The sequence below is a fragment of the Bradyrhizobium sp. YR681 genome, from assembly GCF_000282615.1.
Taxonomy (GTDB): domain Bacteria; phylum Pseudomonadota; class Alphaproteobacteria; order Rhizobiales; family Xanthobacteraceae; genus Bradyrhizobium.
Genome location: NZ_AKIY01000214.1, coordinates 1 through 19,816, shown reverse-complemented (window position 1 = coordinate 19,816; position 19,816 = coordinate 1). Strand labels below are relative to the sequence as shown.

Here is a 19,816-nt window from a genome sequence, read left to right as displayed (position 1 = left end):
TTGCCCCCATCAGGATAGGACAAACAAGCAAGAACAAGCGGGGGTTGAGTATGGGTACAGTGGTTCGCTTTCCCGTGCGGCGTCATGCGCGGGCTCCTTCGGGTCGCAAGAAGGCATCAGCCGGCACCACCCCACCCGAGAACTCGCTCAGACGCACAGCCATCCGAAGAGACGCTTCCTTGCGGCCCGCGAATATGTTTCGCATGTGCGAGTCCGAACAGCCCGCCGCGGCCGCCAATTCCTTGACGGTTTTGCCGTTCTCGGCCGCCCAGCGGAGCATCGGGTGCGAATCAGACATGGGTGAGAGTATTTCCCCCGGAAATGATTCCAGTCAAGCCGCAATATTTCTCCGGGAAACGTCGGCGCCGGTGCCGAGCATCCTAAAATGGCTCATGGGCAAGCATGATGACGAAGACCTTCCGCAGATGTTTCTCGGCCAGTGGCTCGACTTTTTCGAGTTGGACGTGACGGAGGCGGCCAAGATCGCGGGATGCAGCCAAGGCTATGTTTCCAACATCATCGCCAACCGGAAGCCCAACGTTAACGTGCTTTATTTGCTGCGGATTTCCGAACACCTGAAGGTCACGATCAACGACTTCTACCGTCCGCTCCCGCGAAAGGCGGAGCTGGACGCGCTCAAGAAGCTCTCGCCCAAAGCCCAGGAAGCGATCCTTCAGAAACAGCGCCTGCGGGCCTAACCTGCGCAGCCAAAAATCGGCTCGATGGCGCTGTGCGCCCGATGACATTTCCCACAGAAATGTTTTTATTGACGGCAGATTATTTCTGTGGGAAATATCTTCCCGTGAACCACTTCACGGGAGCCTTCCATGCCGTCCGCCAAGCCGAAGATCGAGGACATCCACGTCCATACCGGCGGGATCGGCGGGCAGCCGACGATTCACTGGACGATCGGCGATCGCCGTTTCCACGTCTGGCTTGATCGACACGGCCAGCCCGAGGACGTCATCCACTCAAATCCCGTCACGGCCAAAAAAGATACCCGCCGCGACGAACACCGCGCGCTCGATCGGACGTCGAAGGCGCAATCGGCGATCTGGGATCAAATTTGGGCCGTCGTCCAGCGCGACAACCTGATCGACAAATGCCGGCTGGCCGACATCGCGCAGCGCGCCGCTCAGCGCCGCTATCAAGAAACCCGCGAAACCATCGCGTCGATCGAGCAGGAAGTGCTCAGCGCCTTCCGGCGCGGCGCCGCTGCGTCTGAGCCCGCCATTTTCGAGGCGCTGCACATTAACTGGCTACTCGCGTCGGCCGAGCTGCGGTCGCTGCCGGCTTTGCAGGACGAGGCGGCATGACCCTGACCGTCGCCGAACTTCAGCTGCTCCTCGAAGCCCTCGACATGGCGATCAGCCGACGCCAGTCACAGGCTGACTATTACGAGGCGCGCCCCGATCGATACACGACAGCGTGCGTCACCAAGCATCAAGACAAATCCCAAGCGTTGCATGATCTCGCCTGCAAGCTTTCGGGCTTTCATGCGCGCCGCGACCTCTTGGAGGTCGCATGATCAAGCTTCATCACAAGCGCAAGGAAAGTAGCGTCATGCGTAACATCGCCCATTCCATCGACACCTTCACCGCGGGGATAGCAACTCGCGGCTGTGGCCGAAGGGCCGTCCTGGCGACCAGCCCCGGCAGGACGGCCCTGGTGCTGGTGCGCCATGGGCAAACGGAGAAGGCCCTGCTCGTCTCCGACTGTGGAATCTACAGCCGCGCCCTGTGGGTGCCGAAGGCGATGCTGACGATCGAGGCGTTCGATCGCAGCATCCTGGTGGCGACGATGTCGAAAACCTTCGCCGCGCAGAAGAGCCTGCGCGAACGCTTCATCAACCCTGATCTCTTCAACCAGGCCACACGCGACGTGCTCGACGAAGCCATCAAGCGCGCGGCCGCGAAGCGGAATGGCTATCGCGGGTATCGCGCAGCCCATGCCCGTCACGACAGCCGGAACCAGTTCGCTTGAGTTCACCAGCGCGGCCGGGCGGCAGCACGTGGCGTATCGCCGCCGCCCTCCTCGCGATCTTCAACCGCCAGAGGGACGACTACCATGCAAATCGCCCGCACACCGGCCCGCCACGCCGAGCGACCTGCCAGCATCATCAGTTTCGTCGGCGAGCGCGAGATCGCCAACGTCATCGCCGCAATCGAGGATCCGTTCGGCACCAGCGCTCGTTGCGCGCTCAGCCCGGACGGGCGGCACCATGCAATCGGCTCCTGCGGCGATGTTGTGTGCTGCCACTGCGCGCGAATCTTCTGGGCGTGATGCAGATGAGCGTCATCACCATACATCCCTTGATCGACGGCTCCCTCTTCCTCGATGCCGTCCGCGCCCAGCGCATCGCCAAGGTCGCCGAAATGGCTTCGCGCCTTGTCGAGACCGGCGCCTTCGTCGACCACTCCGATTCCATCATGGTGCTGGCGTCATTCGGCTACGCGCCTTTCGAGGTTCACGCGCTGGTCACTGATGCAAGGCAGGTTGCGACCGAGCATGTGGTGGCGATGGAGATGTGCGAGGCAGGTCAATGATAAGGACCGGCCTCGATCTGACGGGTTTTGAACTTCTCGACGAGATTACGATCGATAGCTTCGCGGGCGGCGGCGGAACGTCGGAAGGCCACGAAGCCGCTCTCGGCTTTTCGCCCACGATCGCCGTTAATCACGACAAGTTCGCGCTGGCGATGCACCGCATCAACCATCCCAAGACAGAGCACTACGTCGAAGACGTCGTCACGATCGACGCCATCAGCATGTGCGATGGCCGGCCGGTCGGCATGCTCTGGATGTCGCCGGACTGCAAGGACCACAGCAAGGCGAAGGGCGGCAAGCCGCGCGACAAGAACATCCGCGGGCTCGCCTGGGCCTGCTTCGGCTGGGTCAAGGCCTTGCCGGTATGGCAGCGGCCCCGCATCGTCTTCCTCGAGAACGTCGAGGAGTTCCAGGACTGGTCGCCGCTGCTCGAAGGAGGGAAGCGCTGCCCGATCCAGAAGGGCGTCATCTTCAAGCAATTCGTCGCCTCATGGGAAGCGCTCGGCTACGTCGTCGAATGGCGCGAGCGCCGCGCCTGGCGCGCCGGCCGGAAGATGCAGGCCGCCACGATCCGCAAGCGGCTCTACATGATCATGCGCCGCGACGGCGAGCCGATCGTCTGGCCGGAACCGACGCGCGGCAATCCAAACGAAGCCGAGGACGCCGCCAAGATCGCGGCTGGACTTCTCACACCATGGAAGACGGCCGCCGACTGCATCGACTGGTCGCTGCCCTGCCCGTCGATCTTCGACACCGCCAAAGAGATCAAGGCGAAGTACGGCATCCGCGCCATTCGCCCGCTCGTCGAGAACACCATGGCACGCGTCGCCAAGGGAACGCATCGTTACGTCCTCGAAGCCGCGCGGCCCTTCATCGTGCCAATTACCCATAGCGGACCGCCGCGCACACACAGTGCAGACGAGCCGCTGCGCACCATCACCACAGCCAAACGAGGCGAGCTCGCAATCGTCTCGCCGGTGCTGGCTGGCTGCGGCGGTCGCGCGGCGCAGACCGAGGCGAAGGGCGCCGGTGAACCGATCATCACGCAGACAGGAAAGCCGGACCTCTGCATCGTCGCGCCGATGATGGTCCCTCGCTACATGGAAAAGCCGGGACACGATCCCCGGACCCGACCTGCGAATGAGCCGCTGGCTACGATCGTGGCCGGTGGGAACGAAGGCCGTGTCGCCGCGGTCCATCTCGCCACGATGCGCAACTCGCAAAAACCCTTCAACGAGGCCGAGAAGCCTGCCCACACGCTCACCGCCGGCGGTGCAAACCTCAGCGTCGTCGCAGCCTTCATGGCGCAGCACAACATCGACGGCCGCACAGGCCATGGCAACGCCGGCCACCCCGTCGACGAACCGGTCTCGACCATCACCGCCGCCGGCAGCCAGCAGTCCCTCGCTGCGGTTCACATGGTCAACATGCACGGCACGGACCGCCGCGGTGCACCGGCTGACGTCCCGCTGCACACGACGACATCAGGCGGACTGCACCACGCTGCCATCATGGGTTTCCTCGCCAAATATTACGGCACAGGAACACCGAGCCAGAGTGCCGATGACCCGCTTCACACGGTGACGGCCAAACCGCGCTTCGGCCTGGTCGAGGCAACCGCAGCGCTTCCGCCGTTCGGTCCCGAGCATTGGGACAAGGCCCGCAAGGTCGCCGACTTCCTCAGGGCACACGGCTATTGGGACGATCGCGAGTTCGTCACCGTCGAGATCGAGGGCATCACCTTCGTCATCGTCGACATCGGCATGCGGATGCTGACGGCGCGCGAGCGCTTCACGGCGCAGGGCTTCCGGTCCGACTACATCATCGACCGAGGCGTCCTCGAGGACGGCACCGAGATCAAGTTTACAGCCGAGCAGCAGGGCTATATGTGCGGCAACTCGGTCTGCCCGCCTGAGGCCGAGGATCTGATCGGCGCGAACTACATCCCGCGCAAGGTACGACGACCCATCCGGCCGATGGCGCCCATGCCTCTTTTCATGGAGGCAGCAGAGTGACCGAAAAGCTCGGCAGCCTCGTCGAATACGTCCACCGCCAGGCTATCGGCCAGTACTGGCTCGACATCTACGTCGATCGCGGTCACTGGGCCGCACTCGGCCCGTTCGCGACCCCAACAGAGCGCCAGGACGCCCATGACGACATGCTCGCCATGATGCGCGCCAGCGGCCCCCACGACCTTTCGGAGCGGCCTCAATGAGCATCGTCAGCATCTCCATGGCCTGCGCCCTGCAACGCGACCTGATGGCGCGCGGCGTGCGCCATCTCGACCTTGACGCCTGCGAGGCCATGGTCGCCGGCATGCTCCATTCCATCGTCACCATCGAGCGCGGCACCCGCGAGGATGAGGATTTGCCACAGCGATGCGCCACCGACGAGGTGGACCTTGACGGCAGCTGCTTGGCGTGCGGGGCGGTCCAAGGGGAGGTGTGCCGGCAGCCGGGGTGTCTACGATGAGCACTGCCGACCTTCCAAGAAAGCGGGTAAAAATCGCCCAGGCCGTCTCGATCCTTGGCCTGGAGGCCCGTACAGTGCGGGACATGGCGGCCCGGGGCCAGATCCCCGGCGCCGCCAAACCCCGCGGCATCTGGACCTTTGATGCCGCCCTGCTCGACCAGTACAACCATGCGCGTGAGACCGAGATATGCCAAAGGGCAAGGGAGGCCGGAAGGCTCCAAAGGGCTGTTTCTGGCGTGACGGCGTCCTCTACGGCCGCATTCAAACCGGCGGACTCGACGTCAAATGGTCTCTACGCACAGACGATCCGGCAGTTGCGAGAAGCCGCCGCAAAGCGGAGCGCGACCGCGCGGTAGCCACCCAGCGCTATGGTGACCAGCGCCGCACCTTTGAGGAGGCGCTGCAGGGCTGGGGAAAGTTCATCCCCACGCAGATCAGCGAGAGCACTTTCAAGCGCTATGTGACGTCCCTGGACGTTCTGGCGCCGCATCTGCAAGGCCTCTACGTCGACGAGATCGACAAAGCCCTGATTGGAAGCATCGTCGAGAGCCGCCGCGACGTGCCGGCCGTGCCGAAGGGCCGTAAGCATCCGGTGACCGCATCGATAGCCACCATCAAACGCGACCTCACGGCCCTCTCAAGCGTCTGCGACTGGATGGTCGATGAGGGCTGGCGCGACGATAACCCTGTCATCACGTGGCTGAAGCCGGGCCGCCGGCGCCGATCGCGGCTGCAGGAACGGCGCGACCCGATCGTCCTGCCGCTGATGGCCCACGTCGAGATGGTGATCGAGCGCGCCCCGGCACTGTTCGCCGGCATGATCCGGGCCGCCCTCAAGACCGGCGCGCGCCTGGACGAGCTCGTCAAAGCCGACCGGGCCCATCTCGATCGGGACCGCCGGCAGCTCACGATCATTGGAAAGCGCAACAAGCTGCGCGTAATCGACCTGATCGACGCCGGAGAAGACTTCGGATTCGAGGTTCTGAGTTCGCTGCCCGCCTCGATCGAGACCAAGGCGTTGTTCTGGCACCGGGCAGAGGCTGGCCCTCGGAGCCGGCTTGGACAGCGGAGGGCGGAGCGGTATCGCCAGGCCTCGTCGAACTTCGGTCGCATCGTCGAGGCCGTTGCCGAACAGGCCCAAAAACAGGATCAGGATTTTCGGCCCTTCCCGTTCCACGATCTGCGCCACCTTCACGCCGTCAACTGGCTGAAAAGCGGCCGGTCCATCTATGTTTTGCAGCAGCGGCTGGGCCATACATCGATCAAGACGACCGAGATGTACCTAGCCTATCTGACGCCGGAGGAGGTGCAGACGGTCACTCTCGGCAAGACCGCAGCAGGATCGAAATCAGGAAACCGACCTTCGGTTCAGGATCACAAACCTTAAAAGAAGTCCCTGCGCTTCAGTAGCTTTCACATTCGACATCCCGTGTGTTCGCCGGGTTTTGTAAACCGAAGGTCGGGGGTTCAATCCCCTCAGCCGGCACCACGCTCGATCCCGCGGCCGCCACGGCGGCTTGTATCGGCAGGCACGCCAACCCCCGACGGCTTTGATCGGCGTTCGCCTGGCATATCGCACCGCGCCCCGCCCCACGCGCTGAGCCCAGGCTTGAGCGTCCAAAAGTCGCAACCGCAATCGGCGAAATCCGCGAACATTCGCTCGCCTGACGCTGCGCGAATAGCGCGCCCGACAAGGCATGTCGGCATTGCTCAAGTTTGGGTTGCAATGCTATCAAGCAACCAATTAAAAACACTGGGTTGCGTTTGGAATGAAACTTTCAGTCAAGCCGGGCTATCGGTCCAATATCGATGGTCTTCGTGCTGTTGCGGTGACCATCTCCAGTTCATTCTTGGGGGCGGCGCCGCTGCCGTCGCCGTCCGGAATTTTTCGACCGAAACCGACACAATGCTGAAAAACGTTGCGGCATCGGTTCTCAACACCATCGTGCTGACACCGACAGAAAAATTGTGCAGCGCTGACGCCTGTGACGTCGCCATCAACGGCGAGTTTCTTTCGCGTGACGGCGGACATCTTCGCCGCAACCTCTCCTTGAGGACAAAGCGCGAGCTCGCCGAAAGAATTGGATTGACGGCCGCTCTCAATGCGATCTCACCGCGCGAGGCGGCTTCCGGCCAATCGCTGACGGAATGATCCAATATCTCGGCGCCAGGGCCTGGCCTGCCGCGACGTGCGAGATCCTCAGCCTGGGCTCCTCGGCACACTGCTTTGCTGGGAGCGCTCGACCCTTGCCCCGCCGACGTCAACCCATGCATGTTTCGATCGCTCGAACACCGATTTGATCGGCGCGGGAAAATCTGGATCTGCGATGGCGCCGACAGCAACGCCGATCATCGCTGGCAGATTGTCGGCCTTCCAATAGACCGTCGAGCCGCACGCGGAGCAAAAATAGAAGCGGACCTTGCCCCCGCTTTCGGCGGCACGAACATATTCCTTCGGCGCCCCGGAGATCGTGACGGCCTCAACCGGGTAGAACGCACCGACCCCGAACGGCGCTCCGGTCCGCCGTTGGCAATCGATGCAATGACAGGCCACCACCAGTTTGGTTGGCCCAGGGAGCGAAAGCGCAACGGCACCGCAACCGCATCTGGCATCGATCATCGAAGACACTCCTGCTCCTTGCTTCTCACCTGCGGGACGCACGGCGCACACCCTGCCCGGCTGCATTGCCCGCGGTTTGACAGGCTTGAGGACCCAAACTAGTCTTGGTTGCATATGGCAAATGAACACAAGCTCGAGGGGTTGCAGGCCGCCCGCGCGATCGCTGCGCTCAGTGTCGCCTATTATCACTCCTATGTCGCGACCCGGTCATTCCCGTCTTTCGCCCAGCACCCGATCCCGTTCCTGAGCGACTGGGGTCATCTCGGCGTCGATCTGTTCTTCGCCATCAGCGGCTATGTGATCTGTCTGGTCGTCGCCAAACCATCCTTCACGTTGCGCGCGTTCTTCATCAAGCGCGCCTTCCGCCTCTATCCGCTGTACTGGACGGTCATGGGTGTCATCGCCTTGATGATCTGGGCCGGCAAGCATCCCGATCCCGTCACGCTCGGGCAATATCTGTACTCCCTGACATTGCTGCCCCAGGCGGGATCGCCCGCCTACTCGGTGAGCTGGACGCTCGAGCGCGAGATCGTCTTCTACGCGCTGGCGGCGCTGACGATCCCGCTGGTCGGCGTTCGCGGGCTTGCGCTGGTGCTCGCTGCTCTCGCCTGGGCGGGATATGTCTTCGGCAATCCGTGGTCGTTCCACCTGGTCTCGACCTATCAGGCCGATTTCCTCGGAGGCGTGCTGGTGTTCATGCTGAGCCGGCATGTGGGAATCGCACCACTCGCCGCATGGTGCGCGCTCGGCGGCGGCACGCTGGCGCTGATATCGCTCTGGCTGGCGCCGACGCTATCCTTTGCGTTCGCAACGACGCTGTGCCTCACCGTCATGCTGCTGGGCCTGGTCCATGTCAAACTGCCCTGGACGCACCCTTCCCTGCATTGGCTGGTGAAGGTTGGAGACGCCTCCTACTCGATCTATCTCCTGCACGGTATCATCCTGTACTATGGCTGGTGGCTCGGCGAGCAGTTCAGCCATTTGCCGAACTGGCTGTGCGAAGTCTGGCGGTTCAGTGCGCTCGCGGTGTGCTGCGTGACATCGAGCCTCACCTGGCGCCTGATCGAGACGCCGTTCATCGCGGTTGGAAACCGGCTCGCCGACCGGCGTCGCGCGACAGCCGCCGCCGTCGCGGTCAGCGGATAATCGTCTGGAACTGCGGTTCCGGCAGTTCATCGAGCCGCCACAGCCCGAGGCTCTTGTCGCGCCAGCCGCCAGCGCCCTCCTCGCAGCGCTCGTTGATCAGTTCGCGCGGCGCCGGCCAGTTGAACGGCGCGGCCTCCATGTTCAGCGCGCGCCAGTCGCCGTCCTCGCAATCGCGATTGGCATCCCATTCGGGAAAGGTCGTGATCAGCAGGAAGCGCGCGCCGCTGGCGCGGAAGTTGGTGACGGCACGGGCGATGTTGCCGAAGCTCAGATGCACCAGACAGTCCCGGCAAAGGATCATGTCGGCCTGCGGCAGAGCATCGCGCGTGATGTCGGCAACGCGGAAGCGGCCGGCGAGCTCGCCGCGGGCCGCACGCGCTCCGTTGGCTGCGATCAGCGACGGCACGATATCGATGCCGGTGTAGTCGATATCGAGCTTGATGCGGCCAATCCAGCCCGCATCGCCGCAGGGCGCATCGAGCAGCGAGCGCACACCGAGCTCTTGCAGCAGGGCAGGAAGCGCATCGCGGATCGCAGCGGTCGCGGGGTCCTCCGAGCCGAGGCCCGAGACCGAGGTTGTCGCGCCCCACAGGTTCGTCCGCTCGATCCGCTCGAACCGCGCGGCGAGATCGAGGCCCGCAAAGTTCTCGCGGTCGGCGGCGAAGCGTTCGTGGGCGAGCACGGGCGGACGGTTTGCGATCATCGGCCGATCCTCACATCATGCGTTCGTCGCGACCACCTTAGCAGGCGTGGCGTGGCAGCCGAAATCTTCATCCCGTCGTCCTCAAGCCGGCTTCTGCCACTCCATGATGTGGAAGTAAGGCACCCGGCGATGAAGCGCATTTCTGTCGGGGTCGCCGCCTCTGGGCTCCGGCTCGACGAACAGGCGCAGCTGGAGGCCGTGGCCGAGCAGCAGCGTCATGTAGGTGCTGAGCGGGCGGTGCCAGTTCTGAATCCGGATGCCGCGCCAGCTCACCCAGATCGGCCGCTCGTCCATGTAACGGTCGATCGCAAAGCGCAAGGCGCCCTCGCCGTCCGGCGTCCAGCCGTCGGGCTGCCCCGCCGTGTTGAAGCTGGTCAGGTTGGCGATCAGCAGCGTGCCGCCGGTCGCAGCGCCGCGGCCATCTTCGCGATCGCGGCGCCGAGATCTGGCATGTCGATCAGGCTGAGATAGCTCACGACCAGATCGAATTCCGCGGCAGCCTCCATCGTCTCGGCCCGGCCGAGCCGATAGTCGCCATGCGGGTCCAACTCCCTGGCGCGCGCGAGCAGCGCTTCCGTGGGATCGATGCCGGTGGTGCGGATACCGGCGCGCTGCATGATGCGGCAGAAGCGCCCTTCCCCGCAGCCGACGTCGAGCGCATTGCGAAAACCGCGCCCTTCGATGCGGGCCCGCATCGGCGCGTCCAGCACGAAGCGGCGGCCGTAATCGCCGTCGTCACCCTGCTCGATGATCCAGGCGGCCGCAGACGCGGCCCAGCCGTCGCTGTCGTCTTCATCCATGGGGCGTTACTCGGCAGTCGACGCCGGCGCTCGTCGCCGCGGGACGGCCACTGACCACAGATTGGACCGAAGTTCAACATGAGGTAGCATGCAGGCCATGCTCCCCAACACCGCCAACGAGAACGCCAAGATCGTCGCCGGAGCGGCTACGGCCGTCATCATGACGGCCGTGCTGTTTATCGTCGTGCTTGCAGTCCTGATGCAATAGGCGCTGTCAGCGCGGCGGGCGGATGCCGCCGCGCCGGGCTTAAGCGGCGCGCACGGTGCGGAGGAATTTTCCGACTTCGTCCTTCAGCCGGTTGCTGTCGGTCGCCAGCATCTTCGCGGTCGAGAGCACTTGCGAGGAGGCCGAGCCGGTCTCGGCCGCGCCGCGCTGCACGTCGGTGATGTTGGTTGAGACCTGCTGGGTGCCGTGCGCGGCCTGCTGCACGTTGCGCGAGATCTCCTGGGTCGCGGCGCCCTGCTCCTCGACGGCCGCGGCGATGGTCGACGACACTTCCGACAACCGCTCGATCGTCGCGGAGATGTCGCGGATCGCGTTCACCGATTCCTGGGTCGCCGACTGGATGCCGGAAATCTGCTGGCTGATCTCGCCGGTCGCCTTCGCGGTCTGCTCGGCCAGCGTCTTCACCTCGGAGGCGACGACCGCGAAGCCGCGGCCGGCTTCGCCTGCGCGTGCCGCCTCGATCGTGGCATTCAGCGCCAGCAGGTTGGTCTGGCCGGCGATGGTGTTGATCAGCTCGACGACGTCGCCGATCCGCGTGGCCGCGACCGAGAGCTCGCTGACCCGTTCGGTCGTGGTGCGGGCCTGGGTGACGGCCTCACCCGCCATCCGCGCGGATTCCTGCACCTGCCGGCTGATTTCGTTGACCGAGGAGGACAGCTCTTCGGTGGCGGTCGCAACCGACTGCACGTTGCCGGAGGCTTCGCCCGACGCGGTCACCACGACCGAGGTCAGCTCCTGCGCGCGCTGCGCGGTGGTGGCCAGCGTCGAGGACGACGCTTCGAGCTCGGTGGATGCCGAGCCCACCGTCTCGATGATCTCGCCGACCGCACGTTCGAAGCCGTCGGCGAGGTTGATCATGTCGCGCTTGCGCTGCTCGGCGGCCAGCTTCTCGGCTTCGGCCTGGGCCGCCTTGAGGCGTTCGACCTCGAGCCCGTTGGTCTTGAAGATCTCGACCGTCTTGGCCATGTCGCCGATCTCGTCGCGGCGCTCCTTTTCGGGCACCTCGATCTTGAGGTCGTTGCGGGCAAGGCCTTCCATGGCGAGCTTGAGGCGGGCAATTGGCCGGGACATGGCGTTGAGGCCGATGAACAGCGCGATCGCGATCCCCAGGATCAGGCCGCCGCCGCTGACCCCGACCACGGTCCAGGTGGCGGACCGGGCATCGCGGTTGATGGCGTCCCTGCGCTTGCTGACCGCCTGCGCGGTCTCGCTGACGAACTGGGCAATGCGCGCCAGCGCCGCATCCATGACCGGGTCGCACTCCTTGTGCGCACGCTCGGCGGCCTTGGCATTTTCCTCGGGCGTGCTGGCCTGCGAGCCGGCCTTCAGCACCGGGTCGCAGCCGGCGAACACCGCTTTCAACTGGTCGCCGATGCTCTTGATCTGGCTCGCGCGGGACGGATCGTCCTGCTCGGCTGCGTCGAGATATTGGCGGATTTCATCGCGGTTCTGGGTCGCGATCCTGAGACGGTTGGCGTTGCCCGCCTCGGTCGCCTCGGTGAGGACCGCATAGAGCGCTGCGTGATAGGTCTCGGCGCGGCGCTGGGCCCGCGTCAGGTTGAGCGCGGACGACTGCGCCGCGGAGAGTTCGCCGAACCCGTCGACCGTCGCGGACAGTTCGCGCGTGCCGAAGCCGGCAACGGCGACCATCGCACAGCCCATCACGGTCACGATCAGCGCAACCTTCCACACGATTTTCAAATTGTTCAAAAAGCTCATCTCAGCCCGTCCAATGATTTTCCGGTCCAGCAACCGAAGCAGCCCCAGCCGCGCCATTGGAACCAGCGGACGTTAAAAATTGATACCAAATGACACGGGTAATCTTACGGAAAACTAACTGATTTCGGCGTGGCCGTAAGCTTCGCGTAAGCTTCAGCCGCCTTGGCCGCGATTGTCCGCTCCTTGGCGGCCCGGAACCATTCGTTCGCCTCGATCGTTCTCGGCCCATGCGGATCAGAGAAGAAAATCGGAACATGTTTCTGCTGGGGGCGGTGACGTTGTGCTGCACCGTTGTGGCAGGAACGCTCGCGCTGCTCGACCCGGTTGTCGGGCAGGTGCCCGAGAGACGCGCCACCGACAACAGCCCGGCGCGAGCGACCACCGCCGAGCCAGTCAGGGTGGTCGGCGCACCCTTCATGCCGAACGTCAAACCCCGCGAGCGATAGCGCTCATCGCGGCGATGGGCTCTCGCCCTCTCCGGGCCGGACATGGACGCGCGCCAGTTCTTCCACGAACGCAATCACCTCCGCCCGCTTTTCGGGCGACAGCGACAGGAACGCACGGACGAGCCGCAAACCCTGCGCTTCGTCCGACTGATCTTTTCCGGCATCCATTCCGGCATTGTCGGGCGCCCGGGAAAAATATGCAATCCCTTGCAGGATATCTTCTTGATTCGCCCCCCGAGCTTTGGTGGAATGGCCGCAACAGGGGGTAGCCCATGAAGTGGATCATGGAGCGCGACGCTCTGATCGCGCAGACAATGGCCTTCGTTCAATCGGTGACCGGCAAGAAGGGTGACCTCCATCCGCTGGCTGGGCCGACCGTGTGGGTCGAAACCGCGGTGACAGAGACTGTCACCGTCGACAGCTTCGCTGTGGACATCGGGCCGCCGCCGATTGCGCCGTCGCCCCCAGCCGTCGCGATGGCGCCGCCCCGGGCCAGCGGCGATTTCCGATCCGAGATGCAGGGCAGGATCGCCAGCTTCCGCAAGCACCAGGAGCGGTTCGAGCGCGAGCGGGAGGAATATTGCGCGGCAACGCTGACAAAGCTCCGCGCCGCCATCCGTGACCCCTCCCTGCGCCGGCCGGCCGAAGATTGAGGCCGGCGGTCGTTCAGGCACCTACAGCCAGGACCAAACCAACCAGAGATTGGCCACACAGGCGCTGAGCAATCCCAGCGTCAGTGGCAACAGCATGTGCCCGCAGCAGGTCTTGAGGTCGGTCGTCATGGCCGAAAACATCCGCTGATTCCGGCAAATGAGTCCCAAGGATTCTTTTTTTTGGGATTCAGGAGTCGTTAAAGACTCAGGGCCCGCAGCTTCGATCACGGCCCCGTGATCCCCTCGGAACCCCCGCCCGATCAAGTCGTTAACGCGTTTTCCCGGAGCGGAAAGAATGCCCTACGCCCTGTTCTGCAACGATGCCCAGATCAGCAAGGCCTATCCTGATGAGTCCGACGTCTGGAAGCTCGCCCAGCGGAGCGGCCTCGTCGTGGACGTCTCGGCCGACGACGATCGGCACGGCCCACGCCGGGTGCTCGACAATGACTACAAGATCAAGCCGTGCCAAGCCGCCCAGGGAGAGGACCCCGCCGGGAACAAGGCCGAGGCCGAACGGCAGTCGAGGATGGAGCTTCAGCTGAATTCGTGAGGTCCGGCCGGACTCCCCGGTGACTATCTCAGGGGGTCGCGGTCGCCAGCGATGCCTGCTCGCCGGCCAGCACCACGCAGGCCTTGCGGCGGTGCAGCCCGCGGATCGCGCCTGTTACCTTGAGCACCCTCCCGGACGGGCACGAGGCGTCCTTGACGAAGGCTACCTCATAGGGGGCCAGCATCAGAGGCTCGGACTTGAGGATTGTCTGTGCAGCGCACGGCAAGGAAATGAAGCACGAGAGCACACCAGCCGACACCAAAATACGCATGTCCGTCGTCCCACCAGCCCGGTAATTGTCTTATAACGCCTTGCGGAGCGCGAGTTCCGTAAGTCGCAAAAATTATTTTTGCTTTACGCCAGCCCCATGACACGCGCGAGAAAGCGCGTGCCGGAACGTTTGCTTGCAAATGACGCGCCAGATGGTTCACGCAAAGCAAACAAGGGCGGACAAACGGCCGGCAAACGAAAGGCCGGCGGGAGGCCGGCCTTTGTCAGATCTGGATCGCCTTGGATCGCGGGTCAGTAGCGCGAGGCTGACGGACCGCCCCAGCCAAAGCGGTAGTTCACACCGACCTTGACGGTATGCTCGTCCTCCCGGCCGCGGACGCCGACGACGTCGGCCGGACCGGAGGTGATCGTCGTGCTGCCGAAATTGTAATACTGGTACTCGGCCTTGGCCGACCAGTTCGGGGCGAACATGTATTCGAGGCCGGCACCGACGGTGTAGCCGTCCTTGTTGTTGCCGGTCGCGGTAAAGGCCTGCGGCACGCCGGCGACGTTGACGCCAAGACCGCCGTTGCGCCAGGCGTAACCGCCCTTGGCGTAGAGCAGCGCCGGTCCCCAGGTGTAGCCGATGCGGCCGGTCACCGACCCGAGCTGGTCGGTATTGGACGTCACCTGCGTCCCCAGCGGGAACGTGACACCGTTGTTGTTGGTCGGCAGCCAGGAATACTGGGCCTCGATACCCACCACCCAATTGGGCGCGAACTGGTAGTCGAAGCCGCCCTGCACGCCGCCAAGGAAGCGGGCGTCGCTCGACTGGAAGCTGCTGTCGCCGGCAAAGGCGCCGCCGACATGGCCGCCGATGTAGAAACCGGTCCAGTTGTAGATCACCTGCGGCGGGGTATAGGCCGGCGCCTTGGTATAGGTGCGCGGTTGCATGTCGGCCGCTGCGGCCGGCGCGGCGAACGCCAGCAGAGCGGCTGCTGCGCCCAGGAAAATCGTCTTCATGGTCATCCCCGTTCTTTCATTTACGACACTCAGGAAACAACGTGGCGTGAATTGGGTTGCTTCGCGGCGATGCCGGAACGTTGATCGTTCGTTACTGTGACGGGGTGGCAACAACGCGATTTTGTTCCGTCACACCTGCTTGCACCGACTGTTTTCGTCGTCTGCGCAAGGCTGGCCGTAACGATCTGTCGCAAGGCAAACCGGCCCCGTTCAAAGCTCGCCAAAATGTGATCCAGCGGCTCCGGCGGCTTCTTTCTAGCAGCGGGCGATGAAGGCCGGCTTTGCGCTACCGCGTCATCTTTTCCAGTTCCGGAAAGGGTGCGTAAACCGCGCCGGTGCAGAGTTCGCCCGCGCGATCGACGACGCGGTCGGCCCGCCCGTTGACGAAGACGGCGGCCCGTTCGCGCATGGCCTTGTAGCTGCCGTCGCTCTCGCGTGGCGTGAAGTGCAGGCAGGCGACATAGAACTGCCGGCCGCCGATCTCGCGCAGCACCGGCTCGGCCATGCTGGCCTCGCGAACGCCGACGGGATTGTTGAGGTAGGCACGCATCAAAGCGAGCGTGTCGCTGCGAAAATTGTCGGGAAACGGCTGCGGCCCTCCGGCCTGGCCCCCCTCGATCAGCGACGGACGGTCACCGTCGCTGCCGAAACATGCCGCGAGCGCCAGCGGCAAGGCCAGAATCACCGCACATCTCGCCAATCGCCCCACAGCCCACGCTCTCCGCTCACAGATCAGGGAGACGTTCTAGCCTCAAGGTTGCACGAAGGGAATTCGCTTGCGCAGGCGCACCGTCCCGCCGCCGATGCCTTGCGCTTTCGCGCAGGACGCCGGAACGGCGGGGCGGGCCTGACGTCCGCGCACGACGGCGGGGCAATGGGATGCCGCCGCGCGCGGGATCAGTCGTTAGCTGCGCTTCTCGGTGGTCAGCGGCTTGATCGCGTCCGGCTGCGCCTTCAGCGACTTCTTGGCCGACAGATGCTTGTGGTGATGGCGATGCGTGCGCACGGTCTTGTGCTCGTCGGGCGTCACGGCCGCGTTGGCGTTCATCGCCTTCGACTTGGTGTCGACCTTGGCGTCCGCCTTGACGTCGGGGGCCTTGATATCGGACGCCTTGGTCTCGGACGCCTTGGCATCGGCCTTGACGGCGGCATCGGGTTTCGCAGCGGTGGTCGGCAGCTTGGTCTGGCTCTGGTCCGCCTTGATCACCGGTGCGGTCGTGGTGGTCTTGGCGGGTTCGGTGGCGAAAGCCGGAGCTGCGATCACGGAGGCGGCGAGCAAGGCTGCGGAAATGGTCTTCAACATGGTTGGTCTCCTCTTGGAAGGATCTTGAGACGGCGCCCTCTCGCCGACCCTTCGATCGTAGGTGTGAGCCTAGGGGGCACGCACTGAACCCAGTCTGAAGCCGGATGCAGGCTGCCGTTCATCTGGATGACAAGTTTGTCATCTGGCTCAGGGCGAACAGGCCGGGCCAGCCGGGAATGTTTTTGCCCGCCGGGTGTTCCGGTCTTCGGGCAATCGTGTAGGATCGCCACGTTCCATACGGGAGAACTTCGATGCGCAAACTCTCTACGCTTCTTGTGCCGGGACTCGTCGCCATGACGCTGGCGGCCGGGCCGGCCCTGACCAGTGCCTATGCCGCGGGCAGCGACGAGCCCTCACCGCCGAAATCGGACTCCTCGACCAAGAAGGGCAAGAAGAAGAGCTCCTCCGTCAGCGATCCCAAATTCCTCGCGGCCTATCGCACCGCCTACACCACGATCTACGACAGCCACGACTATGCCGGCGCGATCGGTCAGTTGAAGTCGCTCAAGCGCGACGACGTTGCCGACGTCGCGAACCTGATCGGCTACTCCTATCGCAAGCTCGGCGACTACCAGTCGTCCAAGGTCTATTACGAGCTGGCGCTGAAGGACGATCCGAACCACGTCCGCACCTGGCAGTATTACGGCCTCTGGCAGCTCGAGCAGGGCAACCGCGAGCAGGCGCAGTATCACCTCAACAAGATCGCCTCGCTCGCCGGCAGCGACAGCTCCGAATATCGCTCGCTCGCCGCGGCGCTCGACAAGCCGACCGGCGCGACGCTCGTCTACTGAAGATTGCGCATCTTCGCACGAAACGAACGGGCACAACCTCAGGGTTGTGCCCGCTCCACTTTCTCGGCTAGCCTCGCACCAATCCTCCCCTCGCAAATCGGTGCGTAATGGACAATTGGCTGAGATCCGCGATCGACTACATCAGCTCCTGGATCGAATTCCAGCAGACCACAATCCAGCAGCCCGGCGTCATCGTCGCCTTCGCCTATCGTGGCCAAATCGTCGCCGAGCACGCCTTCGGCCTCGCCAATCTCGATACCGGCGAGAAGCTCACCCCGCGCCACCGCTGCCGCATCGCCTCGCACTCGAAGAGTTTTACCTCGGCCGGCATCATGAAGCTGCGCGAGCAGCGCAAGCTCCGGCTCGACGACACGGTCGGCCAACATGTCGGCGGCCTGCATCCGCGCGTCGCCGAAACGACGATCGCGCAGCTGCTCTCGCACAGCGCCGGGCTGACGCGCGACGGCGCCGATTCCGGCCAGTTCATCGACCGACGTTCCTATCTCAATGCCAAGGAGTTGCTCGCGGAGCTGAAACTGCCGACAGTGATCGAGCCCGGCACGCGCTTCAAATATTCCAACCACGGCTTTGGCCTGCTCGGTCTTGTGGTCGAGGCCGTGACGAAGGAGCCCTTTCCGGTCTGGATCAAACGCGAGATCATCGAGGCCGCAGGCCTGCGCGAGACCGAGCCCGACGCACCACTTCCGAAGGGCGCATCATTCGCGCGCGGCCACACGCGAAAAGTGCCATTGGGCGAGCGTTGCGTGATCCCCGGCGACAATCCCACACACGCGATGGCGTCTGCCACCGGCTTCGCCGCCACCGCCGCCGACACCGCCCGTTTCTTCGCCCAGCTCGCGCCCAATGCCAGAAAGAGCGTGCTGTCGGTCGCCAGCCGCCGCGAGATGACGCGGCATCATTGGCGCATCCCGCAGAGTTTCGAGGCTTATTACGGCCTGGGTATCGGCGCCGGCAAGCTCGACGGCTGGGACTGGTTCGGTCACGGCGGCCACTTTCAGGGCTACATCTCGCGGACCTGCGCCATCCCCGCTTGTGAGCTCGCGATCAGCATCATCAGCAACTCCATTGACGGCGCCGCGCCGTCCTGGATGGACGGCGCGATGCAGATCCTGCGCGCTTTCAAGACCCGCGGCGCACCCGACCGTCGCGTGCGTGACTGGACCGGCCGCTGGTGGACGATCTGGGGCGCGACGGACCTCGTACCGATGGGCAACCGCGTGCTCGTCGCCAATCCGCAGTTCAACAATCCGTTCATGGACGCCGCCGAGATCGAGGTGACCGGCCGCGATACCGGCAAGCTCGCCTGGGCCGCCGGCCATTCAAGTCATGGCGAGCCGGTGCGCCGCGTCCGCGACGCCCGCGGCAAGGTCAGCGACGTCTGGATCGCGGGGGCCAATGTGAAGCCGGCCAAAATCGTTGCGCGCGAGATCGCGCAGAGATATCCGCCGCGGAAACGCCGGCCTACTCCCGAATGAGCGCCTCGACCTCGCTGCGGAATGCCTGACGCGAGCCATCGCGCGAATAGAACATGTGGCCGCCGGGGTAGACGACGAATTTCACCCGCTGGGTCGCGAAGGCCGGCAATTGGTCGAGCACCCGCTTCGTTCCGAAATAGGGCGTGGCAAGATCGAACAGGCCGTGCCCCACCAGCACGTTGAGCTTTGCGTCAGTGGCCATGATCTGGCGTAGCTCCGACACCGACTGCGGCGGGCTGATGCCGCGGCCGTAATCCCAATCGATGGCACCGTTCAGGACTTCATAGGAGCCGTCCGGCCGCCAGTTGAGCTTGCGTGTCAGGACATCGACCGCCGCACTCGTCAGCGGCGCCTGGAGCGCATCGCCCGAGGGATCGCCGAAGCGGGAGCTGCCCGAATCCGGATAGGGATCGAAGCCGCGCACGGAGGCATCGTAACGCCCCGTCACCTTGCCGCTTCTGCGGTCGAACTCGCGGCGGAATTCGCCGACGTCGAAGCGGCCGGCGAGCCTGCGGCTCACCTGCTGGTCGATCCCGGTGAGCTCGGCGACCTTGTCGGCCAGACGATTGGTGGCCTCCTTATCGGCCTCGCCCTTGATGAGATCGGCCAGAAACTCGCCGCGTGCATAAGCCTCGACATCGGCGAGATCGGCGCGCTTGACCGGTCCTTTGGCTTCGCGCGCCACCGCGACATAGCTCGGCAGCGTCGCGACATATTGCAGGAGGCTGGTGCCGGTGAACTCGCGGAAGTCGAGCAGCGGCGACACCAGGATCAATCCCCTGACGCCGACGCCGTGCTGGAGCTGCAACTGGCGCACCACCTTCGGCCCGCGAATGCCGCCATAGCTTTCGCCCGCGACGTATTTCGGCGAGGTCAGCCGGTCGTGCTTCTCGAGCCAGCGGCGGATCACCAGCGCGATCGAATTGGCGTCGCCGTCGACGGAATAGAAGGATTTGCGCGCATCCTCGCCGCTCGCAACGAAGCGGCTGTAGCCGGTGCTGACAGGATCGATGAAGACGAGATCTGTGAAGTCGAGCCAGGTCTCCGCGTTCGGCTTCACCTCGGGCGAGGCCGACGGCGAGAGCGCTTCGCCGTCGAGCGGCAGGCGCCAC

Annotated in this window: 28 protein-coding genes and 1 pseudogene; 17 read left to right on the top strand and 12 right to left on the bottom strand. The window is 64.4% G+C overall.

The genetic code is table 11. From position 1 onward, the window contains the following. Window positions 1-82 precede the first annotated feature (82 nt). Entirely contained in the window at window positions 83-205 is a 123-nt protein-coding gene (locus PMI42_RS40775; RefSeq protein ID WP_502692694.1) for a hypothetical protein, read from the bottom strand. On the opposite strand from PMI42_RS40775, the gene PMI42_RS39315 reads away from it, so the two are divergent. The 11 genes from PMI42_RS39315 (at window position 204) to PMI42_RS39310 (ending at window position 7,170) form a co-directional block, all read left to right on the top strand. Then, complete coding sequence (locus tag PMI42_RS39315; protein ID WP_157195802.1) at window positions 204-698, top strand: hypothetical protein; 495 nt, start codon at window positions 204-206, stop codon at window positions 696-698. The two genes, PMI42_RS40775 and PMI42_RS39315, sit on opposite strands and share 2 nt — an antisense overlap. Window positions 699-827: 129 nt before the next feature. Further along, window positions 828-1,316 carry a hypothetical protein gene (locus PMI42_RS21855; RefSeq protein ID WP_008138076.1) on the top strand — a complete coding sequence of 163 codons (489 nt, stop codon included), beginning with the start codon at window positions 828-830 and terminating at the stop codon, window positions 1,314-1,316. Next, window positions 1,313-1,528, top strand: a complete 216-nt coding sequence (locus tag PMI42_RS21850; protein WP_008138075.1) for a hypothetical protein — start codon at window positions 1,313-1,315, stop codon at window positions 1,526-1,528. The genes PMI42_RS21855 and PMI42_RS21850 overlap by 4 nt, the downstream gene beginning before the upstream one ends. Further along, window positions 1,525-1,983, top strand: a complete 459-nt coding sequence (locus PMI42_RS21845) for a hypothetical protein (RefSeq protein ID WP_008138074.1) — start codon at window positions 1,525-1,527, stop codon at window positions 1,981-1,983. The genes PMI42_RS21850 and PMI42_RS21845 overlap by 4 nt, the downstream gene beginning before the upstream one ends. 84 nt (window positions 1,984-2,067) lie before the next feature. Beyond that, window positions 2,068-2,283, top strand: coding sequence for a hypothetical protein (locus PMI42_RS21840; RefSeq protein WP_008138073.1), 216 nt, complete (start codon window positions 2,068-2,070; stop codon window positions 2,281-2,283). A gap of 5 nt (window positions 2,284-2,288) precedes the next feature. Further along, window positions 2,289-2,546, top strand: a complete 258-nt coding sequence (locus PMI42_RS21835) for a hypothetical protein (protein WP_157195801.1) — start codon at window positions 2,289-2,291, stop codon at window positions 2,544-2,546. Continuing rightward, a complete protein-coding gene (locus tag PMI42_RS21830; protein WP_008138071.1) occupies window positions 2,543-4,561 on the top strand; it encodes a DNA cytosine methyltransferase in 2,019 nt (672 codons plus the stop codon). Before PMI42_RS21835 ends, PMI42_RS21830 begins: the two co-directional genes overlap by 4 nt. Further along, on the top strand, window positions 4,558-4,761 hold the full coding sequence (locus tag PMI42_RS21825) for a hypothetical protein (RefSeq protein ID WP_008138070.1): 204 nt from the start codon (window positions 4,558-4,560) through the stop codon (window positions 4,759-4,761). Before PMI42_RS21830 ends, PMI42_RS21825 begins: the two co-directional genes overlap by 4 nt. Then, window positions 4,758-5,018 (top strand): hypothetical protein, encoded by a 261-nt coding sequence (locus PMI42_RS21820; RefSeq protein ID WP_008138068.1) that lies wholly within the window; start codon window positions 4,758-4,760, stop codon window positions 5,016-5,018. The genes PMI42_RS21825 and PMI42_RS21820 overlap by 4 nt, the downstream gene beginning before the upstream one ends. 187 nt (window positions 5,019-5,205) lie before the next feature. After that, a complete protein-coding gene (locus PMI42_RS21810; RefSeq protein WP_008138066.1) occupies window positions 5,206-6,405 on the top strand; it encodes a tyrosine-type recombinase/integrase in 1,200 nt (399 codons plus the stop codon). Window positions 6,406-6,627: 222 nt separating this feature from the next. Continuing rightward, entirely contained in the window at window positions 6,628-7,170 is a 543-nt protein-coding gene (locus PMI42_RS39310) for a hypothetical protein (RefSeq protein ID WP_157195800.1), read from the top strand. 48 nt (window positions 7,171-7,218) lie between these two features. Here the strand turns inward: PMI42_RS39310 and PMI42_RS21800 are convergent, their stop codons facing one another. After that, complete coding sequence (locus tag PMI42_RS21800) at window positions 7,219-7,638, bottom strand: GFA family protein (protein ID WP_008138065.1); 420 nt, start codon at window positions 7,636-7,638, stop codon at window positions 7,219-7,221. A 114-nt stretch (window positions 7,639-7,752) separates the two neighbouring features. On the opposite strand from PMI42_RS21800, the gene PMI42_RS37500 reads away from it, so the two are divergent. Continuing rightward, complete coding sequence (locus PMI42_RS37500) at window positions 7,753-8,784, top strand: acyltransferase family protein (RefSeq protein WP_008138063.1); 1,032 nt, start codon at window positions 7,753-7,755, stop codon at window positions 8,782-8,784. On the opposite strand, the gene PMI42_RS21790 is transcribed toward PMI42_RS37500, so the two are convergent. The 3 genes and pseudogenes from PMI42_RS21790 to PMI42_RS21780 all read right to left on the bottom strand — a co-directional run bounded on the left by PMI42_RS21790 (window position 8,774) and on the right by PMI42_RS21780 (window position 12,232). Further along, window positions 8,774-9,487: a class I SAM-dependent methyltransferase gene (locus tag PMI42_RS21790; protein ID WP_008138062.1), complete on the bottom strand. Its 714-nt coding sequence runs from the start codon at window positions 9,485-9,487 to the stop codon at window positions 8,774-8,776. The two genes, PMI42_RS37500 and PMI42_RS21790, sit on opposite strands and share 11 nt — an antisense overlap. Before the next feature lie 81 nt (window positions 9,488-9,568). Beyond that, window positions 9,569-10,287, bottom strand: a pseudogene (locus PMI42_RS40710) (class I SAM-dependent methyltransferase). A gap of 247 nt (window positions 10,288-10,534) precedes the next feature. Beyond that, complete coding sequence (locus PMI42_RS21780) at window positions 10,535-12,232, bottom strand: methyl-accepting chemotaxis protein (RefSeq protein ID WP_008138054.1); 1,698 nt, start codon at window positions 12,230-12,232, stop codon at window positions 10,535-10,537. A gap of 254 nt (window positions 12,233-12,486) precedes the next feature. Between PMI42_RS21780 and PMI42_RS21775 the strand changes: the two genes are divergently transcribed. Then, window positions 12,487-12,678, top strand: coding sequence for a hypothetical protein (locus tag PMI42_RS21775; RefSeq protein ID WP_008138053.1), 192 nt, complete (start codon window positions 12,487-12,489; stop codon window positions 12,676-12,678). A gap of 3 nt (window positions 12,679-12,681) precedes the next feature. Here PMI42_RS21775 and PMI42_RS40105 read toward each other — a convergent pair whose 3' ends face one another. Beyond that, window positions 12,682-12,846 (bottom strand): hypothetical protein, encoded by a 165-nt coding sequence (locus PMI42_RS40105; RefSeq protein WP_193376344.1) that lies wholly within the window; start codon window positions 12,844-12,846, stop codon window positions 12,682-12,684. Between the two features lie 104 nt (window positions 12,847-12,950). Between PMI42_RS40105 and PMI42_RS21770 the strand changes: the two genes are divergently transcribed. Further along, window positions 12,951-13,331: a hypothetical protein gene (locus tag PMI42_RS21770; protein ID WP_008138051.1), complete on the top strand. Its 381-nt coding sequence runs from the start codon at window positions 12,951-12,953 to the stop codon at window positions 13,329-13,331. Between the two features lie 21 nt (window positions 13,332-13,352). Here PMI42_RS21770 and PMI42_RS39305 read toward each other — a convergent pair whose 3' ends face one another. Beyond that, window positions 13,353-13,559, bottom strand: a complete 207-nt coding sequence (locus tag PMI42_RS39305) for a hypothetical protein (RefSeq protein ID WP_157195799.1) — start codon at window positions 13,557-13,559, stop codon at window positions 13,353-13,355. Between the two features lie 67 nt (window positions 13,560-13,626). Between PMI42_RS39305 and PMI42_RS21765 the strand changes: the two genes are divergently transcribed. Next, window positions 13,627-13,881, top strand: a complete 255-nt coding sequence (locus tag PMI42_RS21765) for a hypothetical protein (RefSeq protein ID WP_008138047.1) — start codon at window positions 13,627-13,629, stop codon at window positions 13,879-13,881. Window positions 13,882-13,909: 28 nt separating this feature from the next. Here the strand turns inward: PMI42_RS21765 and PMI42_RS21760 are convergent, their stop codons facing one another. The 4 genes from PMI42_RS21760 to PMI42_RS21745 form a co-directional block, all read right to left on the bottom strand. Next, complete coding sequence (locus tag PMI42_RS21760; protein WP_008138045.1) at window positions 13,910-14,152, bottom strand: DUF6719 family protein; 243 nt, start codon at window positions 14,150-14,152, stop codon at window positions 13,910-13,912. A gap of 251 nt (window positions 14,153-14,403) precedes the next feature. Continuing rightward, window positions 14,404-15,114 (bottom strand): outer membrane protein, encoded by a 711-nt coding sequence (locus PMI42_RS21755; RefSeq protein ID WP_008138042.1) that lies wholly within the window; start codon window positions 15,112-15,114, stop codon window positions 14,404-14,406. A 286-nt stretch (window positions 15,115-15,400) separates the two neighbouring features. Further along, the gene (locus PMI42_RS21750) at window positions 15,401-15,796 is read right to left on the bottom strand and encodes a hypothetical protein (protein ID WP_035966316.1); all 396 of its coding nucleotides are present in this window, start codon (window positions 15,794-15,796) and stop codon (window positions 15,401-15,403) included. A 222-nt stretch (window positions 15,797-16,018) separates the two neighbouring features. After that, window positions 16,019-16,417: a His-rich protein BRANT gene (locus PMI42_RS21745; RefSeq protein WP_008138038.1), complete on the bottom strand. Its 399-nt coding sequence runs from the start codon at window positions 16,415-16,417 to the stop codon at window positions 16,019-16,021. A 251-nt stretch (window positions 16,418-16,668) separates the two neighbouring features. Between PMI42_RS21745 and PMI42_RS21740 the strand changes: the two genes are divergently transcribed. Then, window positions 16,669-17,208 carry a tetratricopeptide repeat protein gene (locus PMI42_RS21740; RefSeq protein ID WP_008138035.1) on the top strand — a complete coding sequence of 180 codons (540 nt, stop codon included), beginning with the start codon at window positions 16,669-16,671 and terminating at the stop codon, window positions 17,206-17,208. 107 nt (window positions 17,209-17,315) lie between these two features. After that, window positions 17,316-18,704 (top strand): serine hydrolase domain-containing protein, encoded by a 1,389-nt coding sequence (locus PMI42_RS21735; protein WP_008138033.1) that lies wholly within the window; start codon window positions 17,316-17,318, stop codon window positions 18,702-18,704. On the opposite strand, the gene PMI42_RS21730 is transcribed toward PMI42_RS21735, so the two are convergent. After that, on the bottom strand, window positions 18,691-19,816 hold a 1,126-nt coding region (locus tag PMI42_RS21730), incomplete at its 5' end, for a S10 family peptidase (RefSeq protein WP_008138031.1). The genes PMI42_RS21735 and PMI42_RS21730 overlap by 14 nt on opposite strands.